18 protein-coding genes are annotated in these 18,836 nt (G+C 67.0%); 8 read left to right on the plus strand and 10 right to left on the minus strand.

Features of this window, described 5'->3' with window-relative positions:
• Positions 1-46: 46 nt before the first annotated feature.
• The 5 genes from coaE to Q9S78_RS13055 form a co-directional block, all read right to left on the minus strand.
• Entirely contained in the window at positions 47-643 is a 597-nt protein-coding gene (gene coaE / locus Q9S78_RS13035; protein WP_311856331.1) for a dephospho-CoA kinase, read from the minus strand.
• 23 nt (positions 644-666) lie between these two features.
• Positions 667-1,854, minus strand: coding sequence for a diguanylate cyclase (locus Q9S78_RS13040; RefSeq protein WP_311870588.1), 1,188 nt, complete (start codon positions 1,852-1,854; stop codon positions 667-669).
• Positions 1,851-3,503 carry a sensor histidine kinase gene (locus Q9S78_RS13045; RefSeq protein WP_311870589.1) on the minus strand — a complete coding sequence of 551 codons (1,653 nt, stop codon included), beginning with the start codon at positions 3,501-3,503 and terminating at the stop codon, positions 1,851-1,853. The genes Q9S78_RS13040 and Q9S78_RS13045 overlap by 4 nt, the downstream gene beginning before the upstream one ends.
• 162 nt (positions 3,504-3,665) lie before the next feature.
• The gene (gene rpsA / locus Q9S78_RS13050) at positions 3,666-5,117 is read right to left on the minus strand and encodes a 30S ribosomal protein S1 (protein WP_018186491.1); all 1,452 of its coding nucleotides are present in this window, start codon (positions 5,115-5,117) and stop codon (positions 3,666-3,668) included.
• Between the two features lie 147 nt (positions 5,118-5,264).
• A complete protein-coding gene (locus tag Q9S78_RS13055; protein ID WP_311870590.1) occupies positions 5,265-5,561 on the minus strand; it encodes a YchJ family protein in 297 nt (98 codons plus the stop codon).
• A 215-nt stretch (positions 5,562-5,776) separates the two neighbouring features.
• Here Q9S78_RS13055 and Q9S78_RS13060 point away from each other — a divergent pair, with 215 nt between their 5' ends.
• The 3 genes from Q9S78_RS13060 to Q9S78_RS13070 all read left to right on the plus strand — a co-directional run bounded on the left by Q9S78_RS13060 (position 5,777) and on the right by Q9S78_RS13070 (position 8,146).
• On the plus strand, positions 5,777-6,298 hold the full coding sequence (locus tag Q9S78_RS13060) for a hypothetical protein (RefSeq protein ID WP_311870592.1): 522 nt from the start codon (positions 5,777-5,779) through the stop codon (positions 6,296-6,298).
• Between the two features lie 230 nt (positions 6,299-6,528).
• Positions 6,529-7,212 (plus strand): hypothetical protein, encoded by a 684-nt coding sequence (locus tag Q9S78_RS13065; RefSeq protein ID WP_311870594.1) that lies wholly within the window; start codon positions 6,529-6,531, stop codon positions 7,210-7,212.
• Positions 7,213-7,228: 16 nt separating this feature from the next.
• Positions 7,229-8,146 (plus strand): 5'-3' exonuclease, encoded by a 918-nt coding sequence (locus tag Q9S78_RS13070; RefSeq protein WP_311870596.1) that lies wholly within the window; start codon positions 7,229-7,231, stop codon positions 8,144-8,146.
• Positions 8,147-8,150: 4 nt separating this feature from the next.
• Here Q9S78_RS13070 and Q9S78_RS13075 read toward each other — a convergent pair whose 3' ends face one another.
• The gene (locus Q9S78_RS13075) at positions 8,151-9,143 is read right to left on the minus strand and encodes a PHP domain-containing protein (protein ID WP_311870598.1); all 993 of its coding nucleotides are present in this window, start codon (positions 9,141-9,143) and stop codon (positions 8,151-8,153) included.
• Between the two features lie 9 nt (positions 9,144-9,152).
• Positions 9,153-10,205 carry an anthranilate phosphoribosyltransferase gene (trpD, locus tag Q9S78_RS13080; protein ID WP_311870601.1) on the minus strand — a complete coding sequence of 351 codons (1,053 nt, stop codon included), beginning with the start codon at positions 10,203-10,205 and terminating at the stop codon, positions 9,153-9,155.
• A 122-nt stretch (positions 10,206-10,327) separates the two neighbouring features.
• On the opposite strand from trpD, the gene ctaE reads away from it, so the two are divergent.
• The 5 genes from ctaE to Q9S78_RS13105 all read left to right on the plus strand — a co-directional run bounded on the left by ctaE (position 10,328) and on the right by Q9S78_RS13105 (position 15,235).
• Positions 10,328-10,972: an aa3-type cytochrome oxidase subunit III gene (ctaE, locus tag Q9S78_RS13085; protein WP_018186484.1), complete on the plus strand. Its 645-nt coding sequence runs from the start codon at positions 10,328-10,330 to the stop codon at positions 10,970-10,972.
• Positions 10,973-10,996: 24 nt separating this feature from the next.
• Positions 10,997-11,797 (plus strand): cytochrome bc1 complex diheme cytochrome c subunit, encoded by an 801-nt coding sequence (gene qcrC, locus Q9S78_RS13090; RefSeq protein WP_018186483.1) that lies wholly within the window; start codon positions 10,997-10,999, stop codon positions 11,795-11,797.
• A gap of 39 nt (positions 11,798-11,836) precedes the next feature.
• Positions 11,837-12,913, plus strand: coding sequence for a cytochrome bc1 complex Rieske iron-sulfur subunit (qcrA, locus tag Q9S78_RS13095; RefSeq protein ID WP_018186482.1), 1,077 nt, complete (start codon positions 11,837-11,839; stop codon positions 12,911-12,913).
• Positions 12,910-14,733 carry a cytochrome bc1 complex cytochrome b subunit gene (gene qcrB, locus Q9S78_RS13100; protein WP_040570549.1) on the plus strand — a complete coding sequence of 608 codons (1,824 nt, stop codon included), beginning with the start codon at positions 12,910-12,912 and terminating at the stop codon, positions 14,731-14,733. Before qcrA ends, qcrB begins: the two co-directional genes overlap by 4 nt.
• Positions 14,734-14,812: 79 nt before the next feature.
• Complete coding sequence (locus Q9S78_RS13105) at positions 14,813-15,235, plus strand: rhodanese-like domain-containing protein (protein WP_116229262.1); 423 nt, start codon at positions 14,813-14,815, stop codon at positions 15,233-15,235.
• Between the two features lie 416 nt (positions 15,236-15,651).
• Here Q9S78_RS13105 and Q9S78_RS13110 read toward each other — a convergent pair whose 3' ends face one another.
• Genes Q9S78_RS13110 through ctaC form a run of 3 tightly spaced genes read right to left on the minus strand, consistent with a single transcriptional unit; the run spans position 15,652 to position 18,731 of the window.
• Positions 15,652-16,086, minus strand: a complete 435-nt coding sequence (locus Q9S78_RS13110) for a cytochrome c oxidase subunit 4 (protein WP_018186479.1) — start codon at positions 16,084-16,086, stop codon at positions 15,652-15,654.
• Positions 16,087-17,829, minus strand: coding sequence for an aa3-type cytochrome oxidase subunit I (gene ctaD, locus Q9S78_RS13115; protein ID WP_018186478.1), 1,743 nt, complete (start codon positions 17,827-17,829; stop codon positions 16,087-16,089).
• Positions 17,829-18,731: an aa3-type cytochrome oxidase subunit II gene (gene ctaC, locus Q9S78_RS13120; RefSeq protein ID WP_018186477.1), complete on the minus strand. Its 903-nt coding sequence runs from the start codon at positions 18,729-18,731 to the stop codon at positions 17,829-17,831. Before ctaC ends, ctaD begins: the two co-directional genes overlap by 1 nt.
• Positions 18,732-18,836 lie beyond the last annotated feature (105 nt).

Here is an 18,836-nt window from a genome sequence, read left to right on the forward strand (position 1 = left end):
CGGGGTCCCGACACCGGCTCCGGCGTTCGCCGTCGGCGTGGGCGGGTCAGGCCGTGAGGCGAGCCCAGAGGTCATCGGTCTGCGCGAGCGTCTCGTCGATCGAGCCCGCCGTGTCGATGACGACGTCCGCGATCGCCAGACGCCGCGCGTCGTCGACTTGCGCCGCCAGCCTCGCGTCCGCCTCCGCCTCTGTCATCCCACGAAGGGAGATCAGCCGTTCCCGGCGGAGCGCGGCTGGTGCGTGGGCGACGACGATCAGCTCCCAGGGGTCCTCCGCGCGAGCCTCGAGCAGGAGCGGCACGTCGTAGACCACGACGGCTCGCGGGTCGGCGTCGACCGCAGCGCGGAAGCGCCGTGCCGACTCCTCGCGCACGGCGGGGTGCACGATCGCGTTGAGTCGAGTCACGGCATCCGGATCACCGAAGACCCGAGAGGCGAGGCCTGCACGGTCGAGCTCGCCCGCCGCTGTCAGCACGTCCCGTCCGAACTCCGCCGCGATCGCGTCGAGGACCGGAGAGCCGGGCCGTTGAACGTCCCGGACGATCGCATCCGCGTCGACGACGACCGCCCCGCGCTCGGCCAGCCGGCGAGCGATGGTGGACTTCCCCGATGCGATTCCGCCGGTCAACGCGATGAGTGGCACCCCTCGAGGATGCCACGGACCGCCTACGTCAGGTGAGAACGCGCCTCATCCAGTCCGCCGAAGAGGACGGATGCCTCGAGGCTCCGCGACGCGCGCACCGCGGCGCCGCGCGCCGACTCCATCAGCACGTCCGTGTCGTAGCCGACGGTCTCGGTCAGTCCGATGCCGACACCGACGACGGGCAGGAGTCCGGTCGGGTTGCCGGCGAGGTCGTCGATGCAGCCGCGGTAGATCACCGCGCCCTGACGACGCGCATCGGCCGCGGTGCTGGCGACACCGCAGACCGCGAGTGTGGAATCGCCGTCCTCGCCCACGAACGCCGAGGCCGGCGCGTGTCGACGCACGGACCGGCGCCATTGGGCGGCGAGCTCGTCGGCGGCATCCGATCCGAAGGCGGCCGCCATTTCATCGAGTCCGTCGACGTGGACGACGATCACGCTGACGAGTTCCTGACGCCACCCGGCGCGCTCCGCCATGTCGCGAAGCGCGTCGCGGTAGGTCCGCCCGAGCAGGATGCCGTCGGAGGCCACGCCGTTCTCGCTGAGCCATTCGTAACGCTGCGTCGCGCTCTTGGTCGCGCGCAGGATCGAGGTGACGACGACCGCGACCATGGTCAGGACGACCGTCGCGATGTTCGCCGAGATGGAACCGAACCAGGTCTGGAAGAACGCGCCCTCCGGCCCATCGATGACGAAGCAGAGGAGCCGCGCGGCGTAGTACACGGCTGCGGCGAAGAGGACACTTGTGAGCAGCTTCGCATTGCCGATGCGTCCCATGGGCCTTCGCAGCGCCTCCCAGCCACCCGCGAGGAAGAACAGCACGATGTGGGCGGCCATGACGGTCCACCCGCCCCATGCTCCATCGACCGGAACGCGGATGACGGCCGCCAGGAACGTCGTCACCGCGAGGACGCCGACGACCACCGACGGCCAGGTGACGGGGCGATCGTTGAAGCGTCGATTGCCGAGCCACATGAACGCCGGAGTGAGGACGAACGCGGAGTTCCCGATCGCGATGGCGATCTCACCCCCGATGCCGGCCGCCCAGGAGATGTACGCGAAGGCGGTCGCCGTGCCGCAGAGGTACGCGACCGCCCACAGTCGGCCCGCGCCCGCGTCGCGCCGCCGCAGGGTCTCGATGACGAAGATGCCCGTCGCCACGAACGCGACCAGGGCCGTCATGACGGTCACCGAGAAGAGGTCGAGCTTCATGCGGCCCCCTCCTGAGCGGCAACGGGCGTACTGGTCGCATGCGCGGGGAGCCTGACCATGAAGGTCGTCCCGACTCCCTTCGTCGAGGTGACCGTGATGTCGCCGCCGTGCGCGCGCGCGATCTCGCGGCTGATCGCGAGCCCCAGACCCGTCCCGGCGACCCCGGACTCGGCTCGGAAGAACCGCTCGAACAGCCTGTCCTGATCCTCCGGCGAGAGCCCGATCCCGGTGTCGCGCACGAGGAACCAGGAGACATCGCCGTCCGTCGCGCTGTTCAGCGTGATCGAGCCGCCGTCGCGGTTGAACTTGATCGCGTTGCTGATGAGGTTGTCGACGACCTGACGCACGCGCGCGGGGTCGATGAACGCCGGGGTGTCACCGACCTCGTCCACATCGATGCGAATGGCTCGCTCGCGGGCGATCGGGGTGAGGTCGGATGCCGCGGCCCGCACGACCGCGCCGAGGTCGTGGAGGACGGGGGATATCGTCACCTCGGCCGACATCCTCGAGGCGGTCGACGCGGCGAGGATCCCCGACACGATGCCGAGAAGCCTCTCGCTGTTGCGATAGGCGACATCGACCTGCCGGTGCACGTTCTCGGGCAGGTCCTCGGTGTCGAGCACCAGTTCGAGGTAGCCGATGATCGAGGTCAGCGGTGTGCGCAGCTCGTGCGACACCGACGCGACGAGACTGTCGCGCGCCTTCAGAGCAGTCCGCTCGTCGGTCACGTCGCGCGCGACGAGGACGACGCCCGCAGGGTTGCCGTCGGCATCCCGCATCCGTCGCGCGGTGAGACTGAGGGCCGCGCGACGCGAGTCGGACACGGAATACCAGACGACGACGTCATCGAACGTCTCGCCCCGGACGATGCGGGCCAGCGGCCGATCCTCGGAGGAGAGCGGTGTCTCGCCGTCCGCCGCGAAGATCGTCTCGGTGCCATCGGGTCTGCCGAACCCCGGGATGCGTCGCTGGAACCGTCCGAGGGCATCGTTCACGAAGGTGATCTCGCCGTCCGCCCCGATCCGGAGCACGCCGAAGTCGACGGTGTCGAGCACCTCGGTCAGCAGTTGTTCTTGGCGGCTGGCATGCCGGAGCGCGGCTGTCAGGCGTTCCGCCTGCCGGTCGAGCAGCGCGCGCTGTGCAAGGAAGCGTCGAGTGGCGTTGTAGGTCGACGCACCGATCGCGATGACGACCGCCGGGAGGACGATGACGGCCCAGGTGAGCTCGAAGTCCGGAACGAAGAGGAGTGCGACCCAGTACGACCCGATGGATCCGACGCATGCGACGACGAACCACAACCGCCCCATCGACGACAGCCACATCGTGGGGAAGGCCCAGAGGAGACCGATACCCGGGACATCCGAGGTCCGCATGAGCCCGATCGCGACGATGTCGCACAGTGGGATGACCGCGACCCACGAAGGGTGCAGTCGCGACCAGGGGACGGCGAGACTGGCGATGGCCGCGACGATGACGAGCACCGCACCGGGAGCGAACTGGGGTGCGTCGGGCAGCCATCCGCCGGGGATGCCGGACAGGAAGATCGCGGCGACGATCACCGTGAGGAGCAACTGGTTGTTCGCCGCGACTCGATCGCGGAGCTCGGTCAGCGGGAGCTGACGGGACGGCGCATCGAAGAATCGGCGCATCCGCGTGCCCGCCCTGTCGGACGGAGATCGATCTGCGGTCGATCCTTCGTTCTCTTGCGCCACACCTGCACGTTACCGGCCCATCGGCGGCGCGGCATCCGTCCGGAAACGACCGAGGGGCCGGAGCACATGGCTCCGACCCCTCGATTCAGATGGTGTCGATCAGCGACCGGACAGCTTCTCGCGGAGAGCAGCCAGCGCCTCGTCGTCGGCGAGGGTACCTGCACCGTTCGAGACCTCGGACGAGAAGGACGACGAACCCGAGTCGGCGGGAGCAGCGGCCTCGGCCTCGAGGGCCTTGGCGACGGCAGCCTTGTGGGCTTCCCAGCGACCCTGAGCAGCGGCGTACTCGGCCTCCCAGGCGAGGCGGGCCTCGTCGAAGCCTTCCTTCCACTGGTTGGTCTCGGGGTCGAAGCCCTCGGGGTACTTGTACTCGCCGTTCTCGTCGTACTCGGTGACCATGCCGTACAGCGCCGGGTCGAACTCGGTGCCGTTGGGGTCGACCGACTCGTTCGCCTGCTTGAGCGAGAGCGAGATGCGGCGACGCTCGAGGTCGATGTCGATGATCTTGACGAAGACCTCTTCACCGACGGAGACGACCTGCTCGGCGAGCTCGACGTGCTTGCCCGAGAGCTCGGAGATGTGCACGAGGCCCTCGATGCCGTCGGCGACGCGGACGAACGCACCGAACGGGACGAGCTTGGTGACCTTGCCCGGAGCGACCTGACCGATCGCGTGGGTACGGGCGAAGACCTGCCACGGGTCCTCCTGCGTCGCCTTCAGCGACAGCGAGACGCGCTCGCGGTCCAGGTCGACCTCGAGGATCTCGACGGTGACTTCCTGACCGACCTCGACGACCTCGGATGCGTGCTCGATGTGCTTCCACGAGAGCTCCGAGACGTGGACGAGACCGTCGACGCCACCGAGGTCGACGAACGCACCGAAGTTGACGATCGACGAGACGGTGCCCTTGCGGACCTGACCCTTGTGGAGGTTGTTGAGGAAGTTCGAGCGCGACTCGGACTGCGTCTGCTCGAGCAGGGCGCGGCGCGACAGGACGACGTTGTTGCGGTTCTTGTCGAGCTCGAGAATCTTGGCCTCGATCTCCTGGCCGAGGTACGGCGTGAGGTCGCGGACACGGCGGAGCTCGATGAGCGACGCGGGGAGGAAGCCGCGGAGGCCGATGTCGACGATGAGACCACCCTTGACGACCTCGATGACCGAACCGGTGACGACGCCGTCGTTCTCCTTGATCTTCTCGACGTCTCCCCAGGCACGCTCGTACTGTGCGCGCTTCTTGGAGAGGATCAGGCGGCCTTCCTTGTCCTCCTTCTGGAGGACGAGGGCCTCGACCTGGTCGCCGACGTTGACGACCTCGTTGGGGTCGACGTCGTGCTTGATCGACAGCTCGCGCGAGGGGATGACGCCCTCGGTCTTGTAGCCGACGTCGAGGAGGACCTCGTCGCGGTCGATCTTGACGACGGTGCCTTCGATGAGGTCTCCGTCGTTGAAGAACTTCAGGGTCTTCTCGACCGCGGCCAGGAAGTCCTCAGCAGATCCGATGTCGTTGATGGCGACCTGCTTGGTGGCCGGGGCGGTCGTTGCGTTAGTCATGTAGGGGGTTGTCCTTGGATGGTGTTGTATTCGGGCCCCGGAGCTCATCCGCACGAGGACGCGCGGAAGCCGATCGGGGCAAGGTGGTTGGTGTTGCGATGCTGCGCGGGCGCGGCACAGGTGCCACGCGTGCGACGCTCCAGGGTATCAGACAGCGCTGACGTAATACCAGACGCCCGAGCGCCGCACGAAGCGGCTGTCCTCCTCCATGACATGCGGATCGCTTGCGCCACCGTCGACCCAATGGGCGCGGAAGCGCACCCTCCCGGAGCGACCGTCCTCCGACGTGTTCGCGCTGAGGATGTCGAGCCGCATCCAGGTGACCGCGTCATCGAGCGAGAGGCCGTCGGGCCTGGTCCCGGGGAACCACGTGTCAAGCAGGTGGCGCGCATCGCCGAGCGCGAAGGCGGTGTACCTCGAACGCATCAGGTCTTCGGGCGTCACGGCGGCATGACCGTCGAGAACGGGTCCGCAGCACGACCCGAACGGGCGCCGACCGCAAGGACATGGTGCGTCGAGCGCGACCCGACGTCGCCGACGAGCGGATGCCGCAGCCCCGAACGACATGGTCCCTCCCCATAACCGCGAATGACGTCAGCGAGCCTACGCGCTGTGGAGAATCGTTCGCCCGGCGTCCCGCTTTCATTACCGTGGACCGCATGATCGCTCGACGTTCCGCAGCGCTGCTCGCCACGGTCGCGCTCGTCACCGCCCTCGCGGCCTGCGCATCGGCTGCCGCTCCGAAACCCTCCCCCACGCCGACAGGGTTCGCATCGAAGGAAGAGGCGTTCGCCGCCGCCGAGAAGACGTACCGGGCGTACATCGACGCGCTCAACGAGGTGGACCTCTCGGACCCGGCGACGTTCGAGCCGGTGTACGCGTACCTTCGCGGCGACGCCCTAGCGAGCGAGAAAAAGACGCTCACCCAAATGCACGCCGATGGATGGACTGTGTCGGGCAAGACGACCCTCCCCCAGATCTATGCGGGCAACGCGCTCGGCGAACTAATCGTTTGCCAGGACGTGTCGGCCGTCGACGTGACTGACGCTTCCGGCAGCTCACAAGTGGCTCCGACCCGACCAAATGTGTTCGCGCTAGACGTGAAGGTTGAATTCGACCCCACATCCCTCACAGCGGCCAAGGTTTCGAAGAGTCAAGCCGTGAAGGACAGCCGTTGTTAGACCGACTGCGATGGGCCGCTGTCGGACTTACGGTCCTTTTCACTCTGTCGCTAGCGGCCCCGGCCAGTGCGGCTAATGGCGGTTGCTTCGGCTCCAACACGTGGACAGATTGCCAAGTGCAAGACAACGGCTCCTCCGTCTCGATCGGCGCGACGCGTGAATCCGCTTCAGTACCCGCCGTCCCAGATCGCGGCTCGAACAGCGGCGGAGGCGGAGGCGGCGGCGGCTCGGTGAACGTCCCTCCCCCGCCCCCGGACCCCGACGCCTACTACCCCGGCGCACGAACCCGCGACGAGTGGCTCGCGCAGTGCGCATTCGACCAGGCGTGCGCGGACGCGGTCGTGGCCCCGGGAGGGGCACCGCTACCGGGAACCGAACAGGCCGACCAACAGCCCGCCGACCCGGCTCCCGCCCCGGCGGCGCCGGACCCGACCACCGCGACGATCGAGGATGTCGCGCAGTTCGCGCCCCAGCCGCCGCGGGTCATCGGCGAACCCGACGGCGTGGGCGTGGTCGGGATGCCCACGAACTTCGTCGTCGACGCCGCCGAGCACACCGTCACCGGCCGGATCTTCGACGTCCCCGTGACCGTCCGCTTCACGCCCGTCTCGTACGCCTTCGACTACGGCGACGGGACCACGCGCGAGACGACCTCACCGGGAACGTCGTGGGACGACCTCGACGTCCCGCAGTTCACCGCGACGGACACCAGCCACAGCTACGGCGCAGCCGGCGAGTACGAGGCGAGCGTGACGATCCGCTACGCGGCGGAAGCGGATGCCGGCGGCGGCTGGTTCCCGATCGCCGGACTCCTGGAGCTCAACACGCCGACCACCGTCATCCGCGTCGTCGAGGTGGACACGGCACTCGTGGAACGCACCTGCGACGAGGACCCGAGCGGTCCCGGCTGCTGAGTGCGAGGATGAGCGCGTGACCGACCGCCTCATGCTGCTCGACTCCGCCAGCCTTTACTTCCGCGCGTTCTACGGCGTGCCCGACACGGTGAAGGCGGCAGACGGTCGTCCTGTGAACGCCGTCCGCGGCTTCCTCGACATGATCGCGAAGCTCGTCGACACGTATGAGCCGACCCACCTCGTCGCCTGCTGGGACGACGATTGGCGACCGCAGTGGCGCGTCGATCTCATCCCGTCCTACAAGACGCACCGCGTCGCCGAGGCGGTCGTGTCGGCCCCCGACGTCGAGGAGATCCCCGACCCTCTCGAGAGCCAGGTCCCGGTGATCCGCGAAGCGCTCGGCACACTCGGCATCCCGATCATCGGCGCTCCGGACCACGAGGCTGATGACGTCATCGGGACCCTCGCGTCGACGAACACCATCCCCGTCGACGTGGTGACCGGCGACCGCGACCTGTTCCAGCTCGTCGACGACGACCGTGGTGTCCGCGTCATCTACACGGGCCGCGGGATGAGCAAGCTCGAAGTACTCACCGACTCCGTCGTCGTCACGAAATACGGCGTCCTCCCGTCGCAGTACGCCGACTTCGCCGCGATGCGTGGCGACTCGTCCGACGGACTCCCGGGTGTCGCCGGCATCGGCGAGAAGACCGCGGCGACGCTGCTGGCCGCGCACGGCGATCTCACCAGTATCCGGAGCGCTGCCGAGGCCGGCGAAGGGATGAGCGCGGGCGTCAGGGCGAAGATCCTCGCTGCCTCCGACTACCTCGACGTCGCGCCGCGCGTGGTCGAGGTCGTGCGGACGCTCGATCTACCGCCCGTGGATGCCCGCATCACCGCGCCGGACGAGGAGGCGGTGGCGCAGTTGGCGGGCACCTGGTCACTCGGATCCTCGGCGACCCGCGCACGGGCAGCGCTCACCGCCCGGGCCTGACCTCTCAGCTCGTCGACGCCCATTCACGGAGTCGCTCGAGCGGCCACGTGGTGATGACGCGGTCAGCGGGCACACCGGCGCGCTCCGCGCGCGCCGCGCCATGGTCCAGCAACGACAGCTGCCCCGGGGCGTGCGCGTCCGAGTCGATCGAGAAGAGGCATCCGATCTCGATCGCGAGGGCGAGCAGATCGTCCGGCGGATCCTCCCGCTCCGGGCGGGAGTTGATCTCGAGCGCGGTGCCGTGTTCGGCGCACGCTTCGAAGACGGCTCTCGCATCGAACACCGACGGCGGACGGGTCCCCCGCGCCCCCGACACGAGGCGGCCGGTGACATGGCCCAGCACGTCGACGCGGGGATCGGATGCCGCAGCCACCAGGCGGCGCGTCATCGGCGCCTGCTCCATCCGCAGGGCGGAATGCGCGGACGCGACGACGATGTCGAGGGATTCGAGGAGATCGTCCTCCTGGTCGAGGGAGCCGTCGTCGAGAATGTCGACCTCGATCCCGCTCAGCAGGGTGAACGTCTCGTCGCAGAAATCAGGGATGAGTGCGAGCTGCTCGCGGAGCCGCTCCGCAGACAGTCCGCGCGCCACCCTGAGCCTCGGCGAATGGTCGGTCAGAGCGAGGTAGTCATGGCCGAGCGAACGCGCGGCGTCGACCATCGATTCGATCGATGTCAACCCGTCGGACCACTCCGAGTGGGCGTGCAGATCGCCCCGCAGGAGCGGACGCAATGCCGACACCTCGGTGGGCGCGACTCGTTCCCGCAGGTCCGCAAGGTAGGTCGGCACGCGCCCGGAAAGCGCCTCCGAGATCACGGCGAAGGTGGAGGCGCCGATGCCTTTCCGGGCGCGCAGACGGGAGACGTCAGCCCGCTCAGCAGGGCTCAGACCCGCGAGGGACTCTGCGGCTGCTCGGAAGGCCTTCGACTTGTACCGGGACGCGCGATCGCGCTCGAGGAGCTCCGCGATCTCCGTGAGGGCTTCGATCGGGTCCACGGTGCGCGCTCAGCGTCCGGACGCGGCGACCCACGCATCGAGCTTGGCCCGCGCGGCGCCCGCGTCGACGGCGGCTGCCGCTTCGGCATAGGCGTTCGCGAGTCGCTCGACGAACGGACGCTGGAGCTCGGCGGCATCCTGGAACAGCCGATATGACACGATGCCGGCGGCGGCGTTCAACAGGACGATGTCGCGGACCGGACCGGATTCGCCGTCGAGCACGCGACGCACGATCGCCGCGTTGTGCTCGGCGTCGCCGCCTAGCAGGTCAGCGATCTCGGACCGGGGAATGCCGAGGTCCCGAGGATCGAGGTCGTGCTCTCGCACGTCTCCCCGGCTGACCTCCCAGACGCGGCTGTGGCCTGTCGTGGTGAGTTCGTCCATCCCGTCGTCGCCACGGAACACGAGCGCCGTCGCACCGCGCGTCTGGAACACACCGGTGATGAGCGGCACCCGGTCGAGGTGAGCGACCCCGACGGCGTTGGCTTCGGCGCGCGCCGGATTGCACAGCGGCCCGAGGAAGTTGAAGACGGTCGGGATGCCGAGTTCCGCCCGCGTCGGTCCGGCGTGCCGGAAGCCAGGGTGGAAGGCGGAGGCGAAAGCGAAGGTGATCCCGACCTCGTCGAGGACCTCCGCAACACGCTCCGGAGTCTGCGTCAGATCGACACCTAGTGCAGCGAGCACGTCCGATGACCCTGACTTCGAACTCGACGCGCGGTTGCCGTGCTTCACGACCGGGATGCCGGTGGCCGCCACGACGACCGAGGCGGTCGTCGAGACGTTCACGGTCCCGTAACGATCGCCTCCCGTGCCGACGATGTCGAGCACGTCTGCCGGCACGGGGAGCGGCACCGCAGCCTCGAGGATGGCATCGCGGAATCCCACGATCTCATCGACGGTCTCGCCCTTGGCCCGCAGCGCGACGAGGAACCCGGCGAGCTGCGCAGAGGTCGCGTCACCGTTCATCACCTGGCGCATCGCCCAGGTCGATTCGGACACGCTGAGGTTCTCGCCGTCCAGCACCGTGGAGAGAATCTCGGGCCAGGAGTACATGTCCGCCATGACCCCCGATCCTACTCAGCACTCTGGCAGGCGACTCCCGGCGGGCCCATCGACGGCGCCGACCCGGCGGAAAGAGACAAGTACCTTCAGGAATGCGAAACCCTCCCCCAACATCGGCCATAATGGGGAGCGTGACGACCACTCCCGCGACATACAACCAGGCACTGCGTTCGGTGAAACGACCGGACCCCGTGGCTGTCGGCACGATCGTGTGGCTGGGCAGCGAGGTCATGTTCTTCGCCGGCCTCTTCGCCATCTACTTCACGATCCGCAACACCTCGCCGGAGCTGTGGGCAAGTCGCACCGAGCTGCTGAACGTGCCGTTCGCCGCGGTGAACACGCTCATCCTCGTGCTGTCGTCGTTCACCGCTCAGGCCGGTGTGTTCGCCGCCGAGCGCTTCCAGCCCTACCGTCGCGGATCCTTCTGGAACTTCCGCCAGTGGGGAATGGTCGAGTGGTTCTACCTGACGTTCATCATGGGCGCCGTCTTCGTCTCGGGCCAGGTGTGGGAGTACGCCACCCTGGTCGCCGAGGGCCTGCCGATCAGCGAGGATTCCTACGCGTCGGCCTTCTACATCACGACCGGTTTCCACGCTCTTCACGTGACGGGTGGCCTCATCGCCTTCCTGCTCATCATCGGGCGCGCATTCGCGGTCAAGAACTTCGGTCGAAAGGAGATGACCTCCGCGATCGTCGTGTCCTACTACTGGCACTTCGTCGACGTCGTGTGGATCATCCTGTTCGCCGTCATCTACTTCATCCGGTAATACAGAGCGGAGCTGAGTTCCTCAATGGCATCCAAGACCCCGCGTCGGCACACGGGCCGTCGCAGCAAGTGGGCGGCAGCCGCTCTCATCGGCGTCGGCCTGCTGCTCACGGGTGGCATCTACGCCGGCGCATCCGCTGCCATGGCGTCGACCACGTCCACCGACACGGCATCCGCGCTCACCGTCGAAGACGGCAAGAAGCTGTTCCAGGCGAACTGCGCGACGTGCCACGGTCTCGACCTCGAGGGCACCGCTGACGGCCCCTCCCTGTACGGAGTCGGCGAGCTGTCGGTCGAGTTCCAGGTCTCGACGGGCCGCATGCCGCTCCAGGCTCAGGGACCGCAGGCTCCCCAGAAGGCGCCGCAGTTCACCGAGGACCAGATCAAGGCGATGGCGGCCTGGGTGCAGTCCGTCGCCCCCGGACCGACCTACCCCGACGAGAAGATCCTCGACGGCGGTGGCAACCTGACGGAGGGCGCCGAGCTCTTCCGCATCAACTGCGCGATGTGCCACAACGTCGCCGCGGCTGGTGGCGCGCTGACCGAGGGCAAGTACGCCCCCGCGCTCACCAAGACCAGCCCACTGCACATCTACGCCGCGATGGTGACCGGGCCGCAGAACATGCCGGTCTTCAACAACATGACCATCACGCCGGACGAGAAGCGCGACATCATCTCGTCCCTCATGTACCTGCAGAAGAGCGAGCCCGTAGGCGGGTTCACGCTCGGGTCGCTGGGTCCCGTGTCCGAGGGTCTCTTCATCTGGATCTTCGGCATCGGCACTCTCATCGGCATCTCGGTGTGGATCACCGCGAAGTCCAACTGACCCACCACTGACGTAAAGAATTTCAAGGCGAGGAGCACAATGTCACACGAGGAAGAGCCGCAGGCGCTCGAGAAGGCTCCTCAGCCTTCGTCGGGGCTCGTCGTCGCGGTCGCCGACCCCGTGCAGAACCCCGGTCTGCCGCCCCATCGTGAGCGGATGACCGATAAGGACCCGGCGGCGATGAACCGTGCGGTCCGTACCGTCTACACGCTGTTCTACATCTCTCTCGCCGCCAGCCTGTGGGCCGTGGCCGCGTACATGCTGTTCCCGATCGAGAGCGGCGACTTCGGTGACATCCGGAGCAACAACCTCTTCATCGGTCTCGGCATCGGGTTCGCTCTGTTGACCATCGGCATCGCTGCGATCCACTGGTCGAAGGCGATCATGCCCGACAAGGAGCACATCGAAGCTCGTCACTCGACCCGCGGCAAGGAGTCGACCCGCGAAGCAGCGGTCGACGTCTTCCGTGAGGCGAACGAGGAGTCCGGGTTCGGACGCCGAACCGCGATCCGCGGCGGACTCATCGCCGCTGTAGTCGCGTCCATCGTCCCCGGCGTGACGCTCTTCCGTGGGCTCGCTCCGCACTCCTCCGAGGAGAAGCCGCTCGCCGGCGATCCGGTCGCGCTTCTGAAGCACACCATGTGGAAGGAGGGTGAGCGCCTCGCGCACGACCCCTCCGGCCTCCCCATCCGCGCTGCGGACATCGCCCTCGGCTCCGCCGTCCACGTGATGCCCGAATCGCTCAAGGATGTCGACCACCTCGACGGCTACCTCGAAGAGAAGGCCAAGGCGATCGTCCTGCTCATGCGGCTGCTCCCCGAGCAGCTGCCCGCCGAGTACAACCGCCTCGACTGGTCCTACGACGGGATCGTGGCGTACTCGAAGGTCTGCACCCACGTCGGATGCCCCGTGGCACTCTACGAGCAGCAGACCCACCACCTTCTCTGCCCGTGCCACCAGTCGCAGTTCGACGTGTCCCGCGGCGCCGAGGTCATCTTCGGCCCGGCCGCCCGACCGCTCCCCCAGCTGCCCATCACGGTGGACGCAGACGGTTACCTGATCGCTAAGAGCGACTTCGAAGAGCCCGTCGGGCCAAGCTTCTGGGAGCGTCATTGAGCACCGCGACTGAATCCGCACCGGCCACCACGGTGGCCCGACCGGCTGACAAGCCCCTCGGCGGCCGCTTCATCGGCGCCACCGCGAACTACCTCGACGAGCGAACGAGCATCTCGGGCCTCGTCAAGGAGATCGGGCGCAAGATCTTCCCCGACCACTGGTCGTTCATGCTCGGCGAGATCGCGCTCTGGAGTTTCGTCGTCGTCTTCCTGTCGGGGTCGTTCCTGACGTTCTTCTTCGAAGCGTCGATGGCTCCCACGCACTACAACGGCGCGTACGCACCCTTGCGCGGCATCGAGATGTCGGCGGCCCTCGAGTCCACGCTGAACATCTCGTTTGACCTCCGCGGTGGCCTGCTCGTCCGACAGCTGCACCACTGGGCAGCCCTGCTGTTCATCGCCGCCATCGGCGTGCACATGCTGCGTGTCTTCTTCACGGGTGCGTTCCGCAAGCCGCGCGAGCTGAACTGGGTGATCGGCTTCGTGCTGTTCATCCTGGCAATGGCGCTCGGATTCACCGGGTACTCGCTCCCCGACGACCTGCTCTCGGGCAACGGTCTCCGCATCATCGACGGAATGATCAAGGGCCTCCCCCTGATCGGCACGTGGACCTCGTATCTCCTCTTCGGAGGCGAGTTCCCGGGTACGGCGATCGTGAACCGTCTGTACACGCTGCACATCCTGTTGCTTCCGCTCATCCTCATCGCGCTCATCGCGGCGCACCTGATGCTGATGATCATCAACAAGCACACGCAGTTCGCCGGCCCCGGCCGCACGAACGACAACGTCGTGGGCTACCCGATGGTGCCGATCTACATGTCGAAGATGGGCGGCTTCCTGTTCATCACGTTCGGTGTGCTCGTGCTGATCGCCTCGATGTTCACCATCAACCCGATCTGGAACTACGGTCCTTACGACCCGTCGCCCGTGTCTGCGGGAACCCAGCCGGACTGGTACATCGGGTTCGCCGATGGTGCGCTCCGCCTGGCCCCGTCCAACCTGGACGTCGTCCTGTTCGACCGCACCTGGTCCTTCGGCATCCTGCTGCCGGTCGCCGTCCTCGGCCTGTTCATCGTCCTCGTCGCGATCTACCCGTTCATCGAGGCGTGGGTCACCGGCGACAAGCGCGAGCACCACATCGCCCAGCGTCCCCGTCACGCACCGACGCGCACCGCGATCGGTGTGGCCGGCGTGATCTTCTACGCCGTGCTCTGGGCCGCCGCTTCCTCGGACATCATCGCGACGCACTTCCATCTCACGATGGAGGGAGTGATCCACTCGCTCCAGGCGCTCCTGTTCATCGGGCCGATCGTCGGGTACTTCGTGACGAAGCGCATCGCGATCGCTCTACAGAAGAAGGACCGCGAGATCGCGTTGCACGGCTACGAATCCGGTCGCATCGTGCGCCTCCCCGGTGGCGAGTACATCGAGGTCCACCAGCCTGTCGACGCTTACGAGCGCGTCAAGCTCATCGACTTCGAGATCCACGAGCCCCTGGTCGTGCGCCCCAACGACAACGGTCGCATCGCGTGGCACCAGAACGTCCGCGCATCGCTGTCGCGGTGGTTCTTCGAGGATCGCCTCTCCCCCGTCACGCAGGCTGAGGTGGATGCCGCGATCGCCCACCAGCACCACGCGCTCGAGCACATCGAGCACGAGGAGCAGGAGGAGATCCGTGGCGCCCACGAGCGCGCCGGAGCTCCGGACGCACCCCTGCGCCCGATCGACGACGGCCACAACCCTGAGACGGCCAACCGCCCGTCGAACATCATCGTGGTTGACGATGCACCCGCCAAGAAGGACGACCGCTCGAACGATTGAGCTCGTCTGGCAGAAAAGCGGCGGGGTCTGACCGAATGGTCGGACCCCGCCGCTTTCGTGTGCCCGTAGCGTCGATCACATGATCCCCTCCCCCGCATCCGTCCTCTCCTACTTCGAGACGAAGCTCCTCGTCGAGACCGATCCGAGCGACGTCTATGCTTCGCAGCGCGCGGGCGATGCTTTCGTGCTCGTCGATGTGCGCGACACCGATGCCTGGGATCAGGGTCACGCCTCGGGAGCGATCCACATCCCCCACGGTCAGATCGCGTCGCGCGCCGCAAGCGAGATCGCGCAGCACATCCCGGTGGTCGTCTACTGCTGGAGCCCGGGATGCAACGGCGGAGCCCGCGGTGCTGTGGAGTTCGCACGACTCGGCTACGCGGTGCGGGAGATGATCGGCGGGTTCGAGTACTGGGCGCGAGAGGGGCTGCCCGTCGAGGGCCTAGAAGGGCCGCTCCCCCGACGTTTCGACCCCCTGGTGATGCCCGTGACACCCGCCTGAGACCGGCGCGTGGGCCCGCGTCCGAAAGCTATGGCGATCAGTGCCCACGGTGGCCTCGCCCGGGGCGCCAGGGTGTGCGCGTCGGCGTCATGTGCCCCACCTGAGCCTGGCCCTGGTTCGGATGAGGATAGGCACGTGGGGATGCAGGGGGAGCTGTGTCCGCGGCCCCGGAGCGCAGCGGGGCATCCTGCTCGCGGTCACCCGCTGCATCTTCCGAAGCGGTGGGATCCAAGAGCATCATCGATGACCGACACGCGACCAGCACAGCGGGGGGGATCAGCGTTGCTGGCCTCTCGAGCTCGTCGCTATGGCTGTGCGACTCGGCCTGCCGGCGCGCCCGGGTTCGGCGCCCCCAGATGCCACGAAAAACGCCGTCCGCCACGGTGGTGTGGCGGACGGCGTTGTGTATGCGCGGCTCAGCGGGCGAAGTAGCCCCGGTAGTACTCGTAGACCCAGCCGACGATGGCGACGACGAAGATGCCGACACCGATCGGGATCATGAACTCGCCGACGGCAAGGCCGATGAAGGCGATCGCCGCGGAGCCGGCGAGCACCAGCGGCCACCACGACCAGGGCGAGAACTCGCCCATCTCGGGGTCGCCGTCATCGATGTCGGCCGTCAGGGAGTCCTCGGGGAGGGTTCCGCCCTGGGCCTTCTCGACGCGGCTCGAGTAGAAGGCGATCATGGCGGCCATCATCGTCACGAAGACGAGGCCGACAGAACCAACCCATTCGATGCGGTTGAAAACCGGCAGCTGCGGGTGGGCCAGGATGTTCCAGCCCACGTAGACCACAGCGACGAGGGCGAAGAAGGCGGAGAGCACCCACCACAGGTTGACGTTGGTCTTCACTTACTTGACCTCACCATTCGTCAGATCGACCACGGGCGCGTCGGGTGCATCCTTCGCAGGACCGACGCCCACCGGGATCCCGGCCTCGGGGTGGTTCAGGTCGAAGGCGGGCCGCTCGCTGCGGATGCGCGGGATCGACGTGAAGTTGTGGCGCGGCGGCGGGCAGCTGGTCGCCCACTCGAGCGACCCGCCGTAGCCCCACGGGTCGTTGACGGTCACACGCGGCGCCTTGCGGGCCGTGATCCAGACGTTGAGCAGGAACGGAACCATCGATGCCGCGAGGATCATCGAGCCGACGGTCGACACCTGGTTCTGCCACGTCCAGCCGTCCTGGCTCGCGTAGTCCGCGTACCGGCGGGGCATGCCGTCCGCACCCAGCCAGTGCTGGATGAGGAACGTCATGTGGAAGCCGATGAACAGCAGCCAGAAGTGCACGAGGCCGAGGCGCTCGTTCAGCATCTTTCCGGTCCACTTGGGCCACCAGAAGTAGAAGCCGGCGAACATCGCGAAGACGACGGTGCCGAAGACGACGTAGTGGAAGTGGGCCACGACGAAGTACGAGTCGGAGACGTGGAAGTCGAGCGGCGGCGACGACAGGATGATGCCCGTCAGACCACCGAACACGAACGACACGAGGAATCCGAGCGCGAAGACCATCGGCGTCTCGAAGGTGATCGACCCTCGCCACATCGTGCCGATCCAGTTGAAGATCTTCACACCCGTCGGAACGGCGATGAGCATCGTCATGAGAGCGAAGAACGGCAGCAGCACCGCGCCGGTCACGTACATGTGGTGCGCCCACACGGAGACGGACAGAGCCGCGATGGCGATCGTGGCGTAGACCAGCGTCTTGTATCCGAAGATCGGCTTGCGGCTGAACACCGGGAAGATCTCGGACACGATGCCGAAGAACGGCAGCGCGATGATGTATACCTCGGGGTGACCGAAGAACCAGAAGAGGTGCTGCCAGAGCAGGACGCCACCGTTGGCCGGGTCGTAGATGTGGGCACCGAGGATGCGGTCGGCCGCGGCGGCGAAGATCGCCGCTGCGAGGACCGGGAAGGCCATCAGGATCAGGATGCTGGTGACCAGGGTGTTCCAGCTGAAGATCGGCATGCGCCACATCGTCATACCCGGAGCGCGCATGGTCATGATCGTCGTGATGAAGTTCACACCACCGAGGATCGTGCCGAAACCACTCATGCCGAGACCCAGCATCCAGAGGTCGCCACCGGCGCCGGGACTGAAGCTTTCACTCGCCAAAGGCTGGTAGGCGAACCATCCGAACGCGGCCGCACCCTGAGGGGTGAGGAAGCCTGCGACGGCGATGGTGGAGCCGAAGGTGAACAGCCAGAACGCGAAGGCGTTCAGACGCGGGAAAGCGACGTCCGGAGCACCGATCTGCAGCGGGAGGAGTGCGTTGGCGAAGCCCGCGAACAGCGGCGTCGCGAACATCAGCAGCATGATCGTGCCGTGCATCGTGAACAGCTGGTTGTACTGCTCCTTGGTCGGCACGACCTGCATGCCGGGCTCGAACAGCTCGGCACGGATGATCAAGGCCATGACGCCACCGAGCATGAAGAACAGCACGGAGGCGATCAGGTACATGTACCCGATGGTCTTGTGGTCCGTGGACGTGATCCACTTCACGACGATGTTGCCCTTGTGCTCGACACGCGAGCTGGTGAGCAGCGCGGCCTGGCGAGGGGGAAGCGTGGGTGCGGGGGGTGCGATGGTGGCCATCAGTTGTTGTGCTCTCCCTCAGCGGCGGGCGCGCCGGTCCCGGGCGCGTTCTGTTGCCGATCCAGTGCGTCGTCGATGTCGCCGGTCTGCCCCTTGGCCTTGAGCGACGCGATGTAGCTCTGGTACTCCGAATCCGAGACGACCTTCACGTTGAAGAGCATCATCGAGTGGTACTGGCCGCAGAGCTCGGCGCACTTGCCGACGAACGTGCCTTCCTTGGTGGGCGTGAAGGACCAGTAGTTCTCACGACCGGGATACATGTCCTTCTTGTAGAGGAAGTCCACGATCCAGAACGAATGGATGACGTCGCGCGACTCGAGCTGCAGCGTCACTTCCTTGTTGACGGGCAGAACGAGCTCGGGGACCTCGTTGGTGATGTTGCCCTGTGCGTCGGTCTGCGCCTGCACACCGATGGTCCACACCGGGTCCTGGGGGTCGTCGCAGTTGTCGCCGTTGTACTGGAAGTCCCACGCCCACTGCTTGCCGATGGCCGTGATGCAGACATCCGGCTTCTCGTACTGGGTCTCGAGGATCGCCTGGTCGCGCGCCGTGAAGGCGAAGAAGCCGAGCACGAGGATGACGGGGGCGATCGTGAAGAACATCTCGATCGGCATGTTGTAGCGGAGCTGGACCGGCAGGCCCGACTGCCCCTTGCGACGCCGGTACGCGATCGCAGCCCAGCCCATGAGGGCCCAGGTGATCACACCGACGGCGAGGACGACGATCCACGACGTGGTCCAGAGGCCGGCGATCATCGACGTGTGGTTCGTCGCCTGCCCGCCCCCCTCATCGAAGCCGGGGAGGAAGCCGTTCGCTGTCGTGGGGCTGCATCCCGCAAGCGCGACCGCGGAGGCGATCGTGAGCGGGAGGGCTACCCAACGGAGTCGGCGGTTGACGCGCACGGTGCACCTTTCGGGGACATGAAGGTCAGACTCATGCCAGTCTAGGGCAACCTCTTACGGGATTCCGGCCATCCGCTCAGGATGCCGGAACCGGTTGAGGTGCCC

This window comes from Microbacterium aquilitoris (genome assembly GCF_031932285.1).
Classification (GTDB): domain Bacteria; phylum Actinomycetota; class Actinomycetes; order Actinomycetales; family Microbacteriaceae; genus Microbacterium; species Microbacterium aquilitoris.